This window comes from Mycobacterium malmoense, from assembly GCF_019645855.1.
Taxonomy (GTDB): Bacteria; Actinomycetota; Actinomycetes; order Mycobacteriales; family Mycobacteriaceae; genus Mycobacterium; species Mycobacterium malmoense.
In genome coordinates, this window is sequence record NZ_CP080999.1 from 2,302,489 (window position 1) to 2,315,655 (window position 13,167).

At 68.1% G+C, this 13,167-nt stretch carries 12 protein-coding genes and 1 riboswitch; of the genes, 8 read left to right on the plus strand and 4 right to left on the minus strand.

Annotated elements, in window-relative coordinates; genetic code table 11:
• The first annotated feature begins 135 nt into the window (after positions 1-135).
• Positions 136-306, plus strand: a riboswitch (M-box (ykoK) riboswitch).
• 289 nt (positions 307-595) lie between these two features.
• From K3U93_RS10770 to K3U93_RS10780, 3 genes are all read left to right on the plus strand, one after another.
• A complete protein-coding gene (locus K3U93_RS10770; protein ID WP_071510071.1) occupies positions 596-835 on the plus strand; it encodes an Rv1535 family protein in 240 nt (79 codons plus the stop codon).
• A 312-nt stretch (positions 836-1,147) separates the two neighbouring features.
• Complete coding sequence (ileS, locus tag K3U93_RS10775; protein WP_083011736.1) at positions 1,148-4,273, plus strand: isoleucine--tRNA ligase; 3,126 nt, start codon at positions 1,148-1,150, stop codon at positions 4,271-4,273.
• 102 nt (positions 4,274-4,375) lie between these two features.
• Positions 4,376-5,281 carry a type IV toxin-antitoxin system AbiEi family antitoxin gene (locus tag K3U93_RS10780; protein WP_083011691.1) on the plus strand — a complete coding sequence of 302 codons (906 nt, stop codon included), beginning with the start codon at positions 4,376-4,378 and terminating at the stop codon, positions 5,279-5,281.
• 14 nt (positions 5,282-5,295) lie between these two features.
• Here K3U93_RS10780 and K3U93_RS10785 read toward each other — a convergent pair whose 3' ends face one another.
• Positions 5,296-5,862: a class I SAM-dependent methyltransferase gene (locus tag K3U93_RS10785; RefSeq protein WP_083011692.1), complete on the minus strand. Its 567-nt coding sequence runs from the start codon at positions 5,860-5,862 to the stop codon at positions 5,296-5,298.
• 34 nt (positions 5,863-5,896) lie between these two features.
• On the opposite strand from K3U93_RS10785, the gene K3U93_RS10790 reads away from it, so the two are divergent.
• Positions 5,897-7,288 (plus strand): DNA polymerase IV, encoded by a 1,392-nt coding sequence (locus K3U93_RS10790; RefSeq protein WP_083011693.1) that lies wholly within the window; start codon positions 5,897-5,899, stop codon positions 7,286-7,288.
• Here K3U93_RS10790 and K3U93_RS10795 read toward each other — a convergent pair.
• Entirely contained in the window at positions 7,253-8,191 is a 939-nt protein-coding gene (locus K3U93_RS10795) for an asparaginase (RefSeq protein ID WP_083011739.1), read from the minus strand. The genes K3U93_RS10790 and K3U93_RS10795 overlap by 36 nt on opposite strands.
• 71 nt (positions 8,192-8,262) lie before the next feature.
• On the opposite strand from K3U93_RS10795, the gene lspA reads away from it, so the two are divergent.
• Positions 8,263-8,913, plus strand: a complete 651-nt coding sequence (gene lspA, locus K3U93_RS10800; RefSeq protein WP_139797148.1) for a signal peptidase II — start codon at positions 8,263-8,265, stop codon at positions 8,911-8,913.
• The gene (locus K3U93_RS10805; RefSeq protein ID WP_083011698.1) at positions 8,913-9,839 is read left to right on the plus strand and encodes an RluA family pseudouridine synthase; all 927 of its coding nucleotides are present in this window, start codon (positions 8,913-8,915) and stop codon (positions 9,837-9,839) included. Before lspA ends, K3U93_RS10805 begins: the two co-directional genes overlap by 1 nt.
• Here the strand turns inward: K3U93_RS10805 and K3U93_RS10810 are convergent, their stop codons facing one another.
• Together K3U93_RS10810 and K3U93_RS10815 are read right to left on the minus strand one after the other, a co-directional pair.
• Positions 9,840-10,598: a class I SAM-dependent methyltransferase gene (locus K3U93_RS10810; protein WP_071510077.1), complete on the minus strand. Its 759-nt coding sequence runs from the start codon at positions 10,596-10,598 to the stop codon at positions 9,840-9,842.
• A 64-nt stretch (positions 10,599-10,662) separates the two neighbouring features.
• The gene (locus K3U93_RS10815; protein WP_083011700.1) at positions 10,663-11,067 is read right to left on the minus strand and encodes a group I truncated hemoglobin; all 405 of its coding nucleotides are present in this window, start codon (positions 11,065-11,067) and stop codon (positions 10,663-10,665) included.
• 253 nt (positions 11,068-11,320) lie between these two features.
• On the opposite strand from K3U93_RS10815, the gene K3U93_RS10820 reads away from it, so the two are divergent.
• A complete protein-coding gene (locus tag K3U93_RS10820; protein WP_083011703.1) occupies positions 11,321-12,337 on the plus strand; it encodes an SDR family NAD(P)-dependent oxidoreductase in 1,017 nt (338 codons plus the stop codon).
• Positions 12,338-12,341: 4 nt separating this feature from the next.
• Positions 12,342-13,145 (plus strand): SDR family NAD(P)-dependent oxidoreductase, encoded by an 804-nt coding sequence (locus K3U93_RS10825; protein ID WP_071510080.1) that lies wholly within the window; start codon positions 12,342-12,344, stop codon positions 13,143-13,145.
• Positions 13,146-13,167 lie beyond the last annotated feature (22 nt).

Below are 13,167 nucleotides of genomic sequence, written 5' to 3' on the forward strand. Positions count from 1 at the left end.
GTCTAACCCATGTGCGCAGGTCTGGCGCTGAAGCTGGTTAAAAGCTGTGTGTGCTCGTAGTAAATACATAAAAATTCCGAAACACGGGACGGATCGCATTGACCGCGTCATACCCGTCGTGCATTATCGGTGGCGTATGCACCTCGTTAGGTGAGGCGTCTGCACGAATACAGGCCACTGACCCCGAACGTCCAAAGACGCCCCGGGTCAGGACAGCTCTTCCCGGCTTAAGGGTTGAGCCCAGGTGGCTTCCGGGATAACCGGACACGTCATGCAGTGCCAAAGCTCTGACGAGAGGGGTGCGGATCGCCGACGGTCGTCGGTTTCTGTACTCCTTTTGGTGTGCACAGCTCGTGCGGGCAATCGCACGCGTCGCGACCGTTGAGGAGGTGAGGGACGTATGAGTTCCAGCGACAGTCCGGACCGAAGTCCGAGCTTTGTTTCGTCCCGATCCGGTCTCCGGCACGACGTTCTCAGCTGAGTCGTTTTAGCGCTCATTGGCTTCGCGGCCAAGCGTTCTGGGATCGGAACCACTGCGGGACGGGACACGTCAGTCCATTCAGTGCTCGTTTGGTATTCCCTCTAGGAGGCGATCATGACCGCAGTTTTGTACGACGAAGTGGTGGCCGTAGCGCCCGCCCCCAAGCTCACGGTGGTGCGCGATGCAGCCCCGACTCAGGCCCCCGCGCCCAAGAAGGCGACGGCTCGCGTCGAGGGTCGGACCATCGTCATCAGCGACCCGCTGGTGGATGGCGCCGCTCATCTGCTGAGCATCGCCGTGCGTCACGTGTACGCGGCGCTGTGGCGGGTTGGTCTGCTCGAAGTCCGGGCTTAGTCCGGTGGGCAGGGAGCAGCCCCGAGGGGTTATCCGGCTGCAGGGCGGCCCTGCGGCCAGGTAACCCCTCGGAGCCTTTTTGCGGTGCTTCAGTAGAATCGACACACTGGCATCGATCCGGCTATCACCGGGGAGCCTTCGGAAGAACAGCCAGCCTGGCTCAGTAGAACCGAACGGGTAGGCCCGTCACAGCCCTCAATGAGCGGCCACGCGAAAGCGCGGCAAGCGGGGTGGTACCGCGGCGCTCGCGCAGGTCGCGCGTCGTCGTCCCCGGCCTGAGCATGGAATTGGGCGCAGGAGACGACGCACGTGGTGACCGATAACGCCGAAGTCAAGGCCTATCCGAAGCCGGCCGTCGGGGCGCCCGACTTTCCGCAGCTCGAGCTCGAGGTTCTTGACTACTGGGCCCGTGACGACACCTTCCGGGCCAGCATCGCCCGCCGCGACGGCGCCCCGGAGTATGTGTTCTACGACGGTCCGCCGTTCGCCAACGGGCTGCCGCACTATGGCCACCTGCTCACCGGCTATGTCAAGGACATCGTTCCGCGCTACCGCACCATGCGCGGCTACAAGGTGGAGCGCCGCTTCGGTTGGGACACCCATGGGCTGCCGGCCGAACTGGAAGTCGAGCGCCAGCTGGGCATCACCGACAAGTCCCAGATCGACGACATGGGGATCGCCGCCTTCAACGAAGCCTGCCGCGAATCGGTGTTGCGCTACACCGACGAATGGCGGGCGTACGTGACGCGCCAGGCGCGCTGGGTCGACTTCGACAACGACTACAAGACGCTCGATCCGCCCTACATGGAGTCGGTGATCTGGGCGTTCAAACAGCTGTGGGACAAAGGCCTGGCCTATGAGGGCTATCGGGTGCTGCCGTACTGCTGGCGCGACGAAACCCCGCTTTCCAACCACGAATTGCGGATGGACGACGACGTCTACCAAAGCCGCCAGGACCCGGCTCTGACCGTCGGTTTCCAAGTGGTGGGCGGCCCGGTGGATGGTGCCTACCTGCTGGTGTGGACGACGACGCCGTGGACGCTGCCGTCGAACCTCGCGGTCGCCGTCAATCCGGAGGTGACCTACGTCGTGGTCCGGGCGGGCGATCGTCGTTTCGTGCTGGCCGAGGCCCGGCTGGGCGCCTACGCCCGCGAGTTGGGCGAACAGCCCGAGATACTGGGCACCTATCGCGGCGCCGACCTGCTCGGCATGCGTTATCTGCCGCCGTTCCCGTATTTCATGGACTCGCCCAAGGCATTTCGGGTGCTCCCGGGCGACTTCGTGACCACCGAGGACGGCACCGGGATCGTGCACATGGCGCCGGCCTACGGCGAGGACGACATGGCGGTCTCGGAGGCGGCCGGCATCGCGCCGGTCACGCCGGTCGATTCCAAGGGCCGCTTCGACGCCACCGTCCCGGATTACCAGGGGCAGCACGTCTTTGACGCCAACGCCCAGATCATCCGCGACCTGAAGAACGGCGGTGGCCCGGCGGCGGTCAACGGCGCGGTGGTGCTGCGGCACGAAACCTACGAGCACCCCTACCCACACTGCTGGCGATGCCGCAACCCGCTGATCTACCGGGCGGTGTCGTCGTGGTTCGTCGCGGTCACCGAATTCCGGGACCGCATGGTCGAACTCAACCAGCAGATCACCTGGTACCCCGAACACGTCAAGGACGGCCAGTTCGGCAAGTGGCTGGCCGGCGCGCGCGATTGGTCGATCTCGCGAAACCGCTACTGGGGCACGCCGATTCCGGTGTGGAAGTCGGACGACGCCGCCTATCCGCGCATCGACGTGTATGGCAGCCTCGACGAGCTGGAGCGCGACTTCGGGGTGCGGCCCACCAACCTGCACCGGCCCTACATCGACGAGCTGGTTCGGCCCAACCCCGACGACCCCACCGGTCGCAGCACGATGCGGCGCATCCCCGACGTGCTCGACGTGTGGTTCGACTCGGGCTCGATGCCGTACGCGCAGGTGCACTACCCGTTCGAGAATTCCGATTGGTTCGACGGCCACTATCCGGGTGACTTCATCGTCGAATACATCGGCCAGACCCGCGGCTGGTTCTACACGCTGCACGTGCTGGCCACCGCGCTGTTTGACCGGCCGGCGTTCAAAACCTGTGTGGCGCATGGGATCGTGCTGGGCTCCGACGGCCAGAAGATGAGCAAGTCGCTGCGCAACTATCCCGACGTCTCCGAGGTGTTCGACCGCGACGGCTCCGATGCCATGCGGTGGTTCCTGATGGCGTCGCCCATCCTGCGTGGCGGCAACCTGATCGTCACCGAGCAGGGGATCCGCGAGGGTGTGCGCCAGGTGCTGCTGCCGCTGTGGAACGCCTACAGCTTCCTGGCCCTCTACGCGCCGAAAGTCGGTGCCTGGCGCGCCGATTCGCCGCATGTGCTGGACCGCTACATCCTGGCCAAGCTGGCGGTGCTGCGAGACGACCTCACCGCGGCGATGGAGGTCTGCGATATCTCCGGGGCCTGCGAGCAGCTGCGCCAGTTCACCGAGGCGCTGACGAATTGGTATGTGCGGCGGTCGCGTTCGCGGTTCTGGGAGGAGGACGCCGACGCCATCGACACCCTGCACACCGTGCTGGAGGTGACCGCTCGGCTGGCCGCCCCGCTGCTGCCGTCGGTCACCGAGATCATCTGGCGGGGCCTGACCTTTGGGCGGTCGGTCCATCTAACCGACTGGCCCGCGTCGGGCGACATGCCCGCCGACGCCGAGTTGGTCGCCGCGATGGATCAGGTCCGCGAGGTGTGCTCGGCCGCGTCGTCGCTGCGCAAGGCGCACAGGCTGCGGGTGCGCCTGCCGCTACCGAAACTAACTGTGGCGGTGGAGAACCCGCGGCGGCTGAAGCCGTTCGCCGAGCTGATCGCCGACGAGCTCAACGTTAAGCGCGTCGAGCTGACCGACGCGATCGACACCTACGGCCGGTTCGAACTCACCGTCAACGCCCGGGTGGCCGGGCCGCGGCTGGGCAGGGACGTGCAGGCCGCCATCAGGGCGGTCAAGGCCGGCGAGGGCGTCGTCAACCCGGACGGCACCCTGACCGCGGGGCCCGTAGTGCTGCGGCCCGAGGAGTACAGCTCGCGGCTGGTCGCCGCCGACCCGGAATTCACCGCGGCGCTGCCCGACGGGACCGGCGTGGTGGTGTTGGACGGCACGGTGACTCCAGAACTCGAAGCCGAGGGCTGGGCCAAGGACCGGATCCGCGAGCTGCAGGAACTGCGCAAGTCGACGGGGCTGGACGTGTCCGATCGCATCAGCGTGGTGATGTCGGTGCCCGCCGAGCGCGTCGACTGGGCGCGCACCCACCGCGACTTGATCGCGGGGGAGATACTCGCCACCAGTTTCGAATTCGGCGAGCCGGCGGACGCCGTCGCGATCGGCGACGGCGTCCGGGTGAGCATCGCCAAAACCTGAGCCGGTTAGCCGCGAAACTGTATTCCACGACGCGTTTCTCGAGAGGAGCCGTCGGCAGTTACAGTTTCGCGGCGTGTCGGAGGGGCGTGGCAGTCTGCGGCCATGGGGACGGGGACACCATTCGTCGGCACTGAGGCGGTTCGCGCGGGAGCGTGCACCGAGCGTGAGCTGCGGCGCTCGTGCACACGGATCTACCGCAATGTGTACCAACGGCGTGGCAGCGAACTGACCGCGCGGGATCGTGCGATTGCCGCGTGGCTGTGGGCGGGGAAGGAAGCGGTGGTGGCCGGTACCTCCGCGGCCGCGCTTCTCGGCGCGAAGTGGATCGATCCCCACACGCCAGCCGAACTGGTATGCGATCGCACACGTCCTCCACCGTTTATCCTCACCCGCAACGACACCTTGCTAGCGGGCGAGACCACGAACGTCGATGGCGTGCCGGTCACTTCGCCCGCCCGTACCGCCTTCGACCTCGGCCGGCAACCGGGGTTGACGGCCGCTGTCATCCGGATTGATGATCTGGCGCGGGCTACCGGTGTCACCGCCGGGGATGTGCGGCCGCTGATCACCGCGCACCGCGGCGCTCGGGGCATGAAGCAGTTGCGACGGGTATTGCCCCTCGTCGACGCCGGCGCCGAGTCGCCGCAGGAGACACGGACCAGGCTCGTTCTGATCCGCGGGGGTCTGCCCAGGCCGCAGACGCAGATCGTGGTGCGCAATATGTGGGGCGCCGTGCTGGCTCGCATCGACATGGGTTGGGAGCAGTGGCTCGTCGGCGTGGAATACGACGGCCCACAACACTGGACCGACCCGCGTATCCGAGCCAACGACATCGAGCGCACGGCCGAATTGGAGCGGAGAGGGTGGCGCCTGGTCCGGGTCAGCGCCGACCTGCTGCGGCACCGGCCGGACGTGATTGTGGACCGCGCCCGGCGCGCGCTGCGCGCCGCCGCCTCTGACCGCGAGACTGTAACTGGCGACGCATTTCGCAAGAGACGCGGTCGCTAGTTACAGTCTCGCGGCTAGGGTTTGACCGCCCGCCAGCGCTGCCTGCCGGTGCGCACTTCGACGTCGACGTCGTCAAATCCGGCCGCGCGCAAGCGATCCGGCAACGCCTCCGGAGGGACGGGGTTGCAGGTGTCGCGGAAGTGCAGGATTCGGAACGTCAACGACGGCACGCCGTCGCTGCCGGCGAAGACCCCGCCGGGTCGAAGCACCCGGAAGGCCTCGGCGAACAGCCGGTCTTGGAGCTCCGCGGTCGGGACGTGGTGCAGCATGGTGAACGACACCACGGAGCTGAACTCGCCGGACGGCAATCCGGTGTCGGTGCCGTCGCCGTTGATGATGCGCGCCCGGTCGCCGTAGAGCCGCTGCAGCCGCTCCGCCATGGGGGCATCGATCTCGACCGCGGTGAGCTTGGGCGTCTTGTCGACCAGCACCCGCAGAAAGGCGCCGTAGCCGGGTCCGATCTCGAGGGTGTTCTCGCCGAGGTCCACGTCGGCGAGCGCCCACGGCAAAAGCTGGTCTTCGACCTGCTTCACCCAGCGGTCCGAGCTGCAGCACCAGCGGTGGCAGAGGTTCATGGCCATATCGAACGACGTTAGACCAATAGCATCGGCAAGTGTGGAGTCCCGCTGGGTGCTGCACCTCGACATGGACGCGTTCTTCGCCTCCGTCGAACAACTCACCCGACCGACCCTGCGGGGGCGGCCGGTGCTGGTCGGCGGCCTGGGTGGCCGCGGCGTGGTGGCCGGCGCCAGCTATGAGGCGCGGGTGTTCGGCGCGCGATCGGCCATGCCGATGCATCAGGCCCGTCGTCTGATCGGCGTGACCGCGGTGGTTTTGCCGCCGCGCGGTCTGGTGTACGGGGTGGCCAGCCGCCGGGTCTTCGACACCGTCCGACGCCTGATGCCCGTCGTCGAGCAACTGTCCCACGACGAGGGTTTCGGCGAACCGCCCCAACTCGCCGGGGCGTCCGCCGAGGATGTCGAGGCGTTCTGCGAGGGCCTGCGGCGACGGGTTCGGGAAGAGACCGGGCTGATAGCCTCCGTCGGCGCGGGCTCAGGCAAACAGATCGCCAAGATCGCGTCCGGCCTGGCCAAGCCCGACGGCGTTCGGGTGGTCCGGCGCGCCGAAGAACGGTTGCTGCTCGGCGGGTTGCCGGTGCGGCGGCTGTGGGGCATCGGCCCGGTCGCCGAGGACAAGCTGAATCGGCTCGGCATCGAGACGATCGGGCAGCTGGCCGCGCTGACCGACGCCGAGGTGGCCAACATCCTGGGCGCGACGGTGGGTCCGGCGCTGCATCGCCTGGCCCGCGGTGTCGACGACCGCCCCGTCGCCGAGCGCGCCGAGGCGAAGCAGATCAGCGCCGAGTCCACCTTCGCCGTCGACCTGACCAACCTGGAACAGCTGCGTGAGGCGATCGACCCGATCGCCGAGCATGCGCATCAACGCCTGCTGCGCGACGGCCGTGGCGCCCGCACCGTCACGGTGAAGGTGAAGAAGTCGGACATGAGCACGCTGACCCGTTCGGCGACGTTGCCCTACGCGACGACCGAGGCCGCCGCGCTCATCGCGGTGGCCCGGCGGCTGCTGCTGGACCCGCGCGAGATCGGGCCCATTCGCCTTCTCGGCGTGGGGTTTTCGGGATTGAGCGACGTGCGCCAGGAGTCACTGTTCCCGGACCTGGAGCTGACGGCGCTGGAATCGCAGGAGGACCACCAGGCGGTCCAGGCGCTGCCGCCGGTGCACAGCGACGCGGGGTGGCGGGTCGGAGATGACATAACCCACCGCGAACTTGGGCACGGCTGGGTGCAGGGCGCGGGCCACGGGGTGGTCACCGTGCGGTTCGAGACCCGCAGTTCGGGCCCGGGGCAGGCGCGGACGTTCTCCGCCGATACCGGCGAGCTGACCGGCGCCAACCCGGTCGACTCCCTGGACTGGCCAGACTACGTCGGTGCCCTGCAGGCTGAGGCCCTATTAGCCCCAGCGGGCGATGACGTCGGCGACGGGTAGGTTCGCGGCCAGAGCGGCCATCAGCAGCACCCGGGTCTGCGGCGGCGGCAGCCGCGGCACCATCACCGCCCCGGCCTCCTGCAGGTCGTGCCCGGGACCGTAGCTCGCGCCGACCCGTCCGCCGGGGACGCGGGTGCACACCGCGACCGCGACTCCATTGGCGCAGTGGCGCCGCACCCCGTCGACCACCGCGTCTCCGGCATTGCCCGAGCCGAGAGCCTCCAGCACGACGGCTCGCGCGCCGGCGGCCACACACGCATCAAGGGCCACGGCGTCACTTCCCAGGTAGGCCGCGACGATGTCGACCCGCGGTGCGTCGGCGGCTCGGACATCGCCGACGTACGGCCGCGTCTTGGCGCCCGTCAGCGTCACGCCGCCGTCCACCGTGCCGAGCGGCGCGCCGGCGAAGCCGCTCAGGTCCTCGGTAGCCACCTTGCGCAGGCCCAGCGGCTGCAACACTCGGCCGGCGAAACACACCAGGACACCCAGGCCACCGGCGGACGGGCTGGCCGCCACCGCCAGCGCGTCGCGCAGGTTGCCCGGACCGTCGGCGTCGGGGGCGTCGGCGCTGCGCATCGCGCCGGTCAAGACGACCGGTACGGTGCCGGCGTAGGTCAGATCCAGCCACAGCGAAGTCTCTTCCATGGTGTCGGTGCCGTGGGCGATGACCACACCGCCGGCGCCGCCGTCGATCGCGGCGTGCACGGCACCGCGCATCCGATCCCAATCGGCCGGGGTCAGCTGCGAGCTGTCGAGTGCCATCAGGTCGACGACGTCGACGTCGAGACCCTTGCCAACTGGTGCTGTCAGATCCGCCCCGCTGTAGGCCGGCCGGCGCACCCCGTCGGCGTCGGTGCCGGTCGATATCGTTCCTCCGGTGGCGATAACGGTGAGGCGGGCCATGGTGGAAATCATTGCGCACGCCGCTCGTGGGCTCCGGCGAGGCGTCGTCCGCGTTAGGGGATGATGTGGGAGTGCCCGAGGAACCAACCGGACCGGCCGAGCCGGTGACGTCAGCCGGGGAGGCTCTAGAACCCATGGGGCCCATGGAATCCATCGAACCCGCGGCCACGGCGCCACGGGGGCCGCGGGAATCTCCTCCGCGGCGGTTGCGGCTGCTGCTGTCGGTCGCGGCGGTGGTGCTGGCCCTCGACATCGTGACCAAGGTGCTTGCCGTCAAGCTGCTGCCGCCGGGCCAGCCGGTATCGATCATCGGGGACACGGTCACCTGGACGTTGGTGCGCAATTCGGGCGCGGCGTTCTCGATGGCCACCGGATACACCTGGGTGCTGACGTTGATCGCGACGGGTGTGGTCGTCGGCATCTTCTGGATGGGGCGGCGGTTGGTGTCGCCGTGGTGGGCGGTGGGCCTCGGGATGATCCTCGGCGGCGCCATGGGCAACCTGGTCGATCGCTTCTTCCGGGCGCCCGGGCCGCTGCGCGGTCATGTCGTGGACTTCTTGTCGGTCGGCTGGTGGCCGGTGTTCAACGTCGCCGACCCCTCGGTGGTCGGCGGGGCGATCCTGCTCGTGGTGCTGTCGATTTTCGGCTACGACTTCGACACCGTGGGCCGGCGCAGGACCGGCGGGGAGGCTCGCGGCCGGCGGAAGGCCAACCAGCGCTGATGACTCACCGCTCGATGCCCGTCCCGGAGGGATTGGCGGGCATGCGTGTCGACGCGGGGCTGGCGCGCCTGTTGGGGCTGTCGCGCAGCGCCGCGGCGGCGCTGGCCGAAAACGGCGGCGTCGAACTCGACGGGGCGCAGGCGGGAAAATCCGACCGGCTGACGCCCGGGGCGTGGTTGCAGGTGCACCTGCCCGAGGCGCCGGCCCCGCTGCAGAACACGCCCGTCGACATCGAGGGCATGACGATCCTGTACTCCGACGACGACATCGTCGCGGTCGACAAACCGGCGGCGGTGGCCGCGCACGCGTCGGTGGGCTGGACCGGGCCGACGGTGCTCGGCGGCCTGGCCGCCGCCGGGTACCGGATCACCACCTCGGGCGTGCCCGAGCGGCAGGGCATCGTGCATCGCCTCGACGTCGGCACGTCCGGGGTGATGGTGGTGGCGCTGTCCGAGCGCGCGTACACCGTGCTCAAGCGGGCGTTCAAGCAGCGCACCGTCGACAAGCGCTATCACGCGCTGGTGCAGGGGCATCCGGATCCGTCCAGCGGGACGATCGACGCGCCGATCGGGCGGCACCGCGGCGGCGAGTGGAAGTTCGCGGTCACCAAGGACGGCCGGCATAGCCTCACGCACTACGACACCCTGGAAGCCTTCGTCGCCGCCAGCCTGCTCGACGTACACCTGGAAACCGGCCGCACCCACCAGATCCGGGTGCATTTCTCCGCCCTGCATCACCCGTGCTGCGGCGACCTCGTCTACGGGGCCGACCCGAAACTGGCGAAAAGTCTTGGGCTGCAACGCCAATGGCTGCACGCACGCTCGCTGGCCTTCGCCCATCCGGCCGACGGCAGGCGGATGGAGATCGTCAGCCCGTATCCGCCCGATCTGCAGCACGCGCTGGACGTGCTGCGCGACGAGGGCTGATCACTCCGGCTTGCGGGCCTCGACGAGGACCCGGGTCGAGTAAGTGACGAACGGTCCGTCGGCCTCGATGCGCTCATGCAGCTCCCGCAGCCGGTCACGGTAGCGCCGCACCGTGAAGTCCGGCACCGACCAGACCACCTTGCGCAGGAAGTAAACGACCGCGCCGATGTCGAAGAACTCGGCCCGCATCCGCTCCATCCGCAGATCGACAATCTCCATCCCCGCGGCCGCGGCCTGCGCGCTCACGGTGTCGGGGTGAAACTCGGCCCATTTCTGTGGTTGCGGCCCGATGAAGTATTCGACCAGTTCGGACATCGTCGCCGGTCCGATCTGCTGCGCGAAATAGGTGCCGCCCGGCCGCAGCACCCGGGCGATTTCGTTCCACCGCACGGCGATCGGATGACGGCTGATCACCAGGTCGAACGCCTCATCGGCGAAGGGTAGCCATGCCTCGTCGCGAGTCACCACGATCACCACGCCACGCGGATGCAAGAGTTTGGTGGCCAGCGCGGCGTTGGGCGGCCACGATTCCGTCGCGGCCATCGTGGGCGGGAATTGCGCGGCACCCGACAGCACCTCCCCGCCACCGGTATCGATGTCGCAGGCGGCCGACGCGGTGGCCAACCGCTGGCTCATCAGGCGTTGATAGCCCCAGGACGGCCTTTCCTCGGTCGCGCGGCCGTCGAGCCACGAGAAGTCCCAGCCGTCAACGGACACCGAATCGGCTTCGGCCACCAGATCTTCGAATGTGCGAGACATGCATAGCATTCTCGCCAACGTGTCGATCGAGCGTGGCCGCAATCGTCATAGCGGTGACCAGCGCTCAGACCTTGGTGGTCTCGGCGGACACGATCTCGGGAGCCAGCGGCGCGATGGCACCGATAATGTCGGTCACCGTCGAGGAGGCGACCCCGGCGGCGGCGAGCGCGGCGGCCAAGTGCCCGGCCACCAGGCTGAAGTGGTGCATGGTGATGCCGCGGCCCTCATGCACCTGTTTCATCGGCGCGCCTGAGTACGGCTCGGGCCCGCCGAGGGCGGCGGCAAAGAACTCGGCCTGTTTGCCCTTGAGGCGGTTCATATTCGTCCCGGTGAAAAAGCCGGAGAGTTGATCATCGGCAAGCACACGAACGTAGAAGTCCTCGACGACGACTTCGATGGCCTCGTGCCCGCCGATCCGGTCATAGATCGTGGTCGGCTCGGGTGTGCGGAAGCGCGCCAGCATTTTCATAACACCGATTGGAACATTTAGGCGTTGCCCGTCGGTTAGTGCGTGATCACACGCGTATTACCCTGTGTAACAAGCGGATTGCCTTCAAGTGGCCGCAACGTTGATCGCGTGTGAGGCGCGGGACGCCGTTCGCATAATCGCAATCCGCATCGGGTGGCCGACCGATGTCCTAGGTTGGGCCTATGACCCACGTCACATCACCTAGACCTGGCGCCCGCGGTCGGGGGACGAACATCGTCAGGAGCGAAAGCCGATGAACCTTGGTGACTTAACGAACTTGGTGGAAAAGCCGTTCGCGGCGGTCTCCAACATCATCAACACCCCCAACTCGGCTGGGCGGTATCGACCGTTTTATCTGAGGAATGTGCTCGACGCGGTGCAGGGCCGCACGCTCAGCGATGCCGTGCAGGGCAAGACCATCCTCATCACCGGCGGGTCGTCGGGCATCGGCGAGGCCGCCGCCAAGAAGATCGCATCGGCGGGCGGGGTGGTGGTCCTGGTCGCCCGCACCCGGGAAAACCTCGAAAAGGTGGCCGACCAGATCCGCGGCGACGGCGGTGCGGCCCACGTGTACCCGTGCGACCTGTCCGACATGGACGCCATCGCCGCGATGGCCGACCAGGTGCTCGACGACCTCGGCGGCGTCGACATCCTGATCAACAACGCGGGCCGGTCAATTCGACGCTCGCTGGAGTTGTCCTACGACCGCATCCACGACTACCAGCGGACCATGCAACTGAACTACCTCGGCGCGGTCCAGCTCATCCTCAAGTTCGTCCCCGGGATGCGGGAACGCGGCTTCGGGCAGATCGTCAACGTCTCCTCGGTCGGCGTGCAAACCCGCGCACCGCGCTTCGGCGCCTACATCGCCAGCAAGGCCGCGCTGGACAGCCTGTGCGACGCGCTGCAGGCCGAAACCGTCAACGACAACGTGCGATTCACCACCGTGCACATGGCCCTGGTGCGCACCCCGATGATCAGCCCGACCACGATGTATGACAAGTTCCCGGCGCTGACGCCGGATCAGGCGGCCGGCGTGATCACGGACGCCATCGTGCACCGGCCCCGCCGAGCCAGCTCGCCGTTCGGGCAATTCGCCGCCGTCGCCGACGCCGTCAACCCGGCCGTCATGGACCGCGTGCGCAACCGCGCGTTTGCCATGTTCGACGACTCCAACGCCGCCAAGGGCGGCGAATCCGCCAGCGATGCAGCGTCTTTCGACAGCCGAAGCGAGACCTTCGTGCGGGCGACCCGCGGGATACATTGGTGACACCATGAGCCTTCCGAAACCCGACAATCAGACCACCGTCGTCATCACCGGCGCCTCATCCGGTATCGGCGCCGAACTGGCTCGCGGCCTGGCCCGTCGCGGCTTTCCGCTGCTCCTGGTCGCGCGGCGCCGCGAGCGTCTCGACGAGCTGGCCAACGAGGTGGGCGAGGAGTACACGGTCGCCGTCGAGGTGATGCCGCTGGACCTCGGCGACGGCGGGGCCCGCGCAAAACTGGCGGACCGGCTTCGCAACGAACCGATCGCCGGGCTGTGCAACAGCGCCGGTTTCGGCACCAGCGGGGTCTTCCATACGCTGCCGCTGGAACGCGAGAGCGAAGAGGTCACCCTCAACGCGCTGGCGTTGATGGAACTGACCCATGCCGCCCTGCCCGGCATGGTCGAACGGGGCGCGGGGGCGGTGATGAACATCGCGTCGATCGCTGGGTTCCAGCCGATGCCCTACATGGCGGTGTATTCGGCCACCAAGGCTTTCGTGCAGACATTCTCCGAAGCCGTGCACGAGGAGCTGCACGGCACGGGCGTGTCGGTCACGGTGCTGTGCCCGGGCCCGGTGCCCACCGAGTGGGCGGAGATCGCCAATGCCGAACGGTTCAGCATTCCCGTCGCGCAGGTTTCGCCACACGAGGTGGCCGAAGCCGCGATCGGGGGGATGCTCGCCGGCAGGCGCAGCGTGGTGCCCGGGGTCGTGCCCAAGGTCGTCAGCACCGGCGGCAGATTCGTCCCGCGCAGCCTGCTGCTGCCCGCGATTCGGATCGGGAACCGATTCCGCGGCGGACCCGGTAGCTAGGCGGTTGCCGTGCGGGGACGAG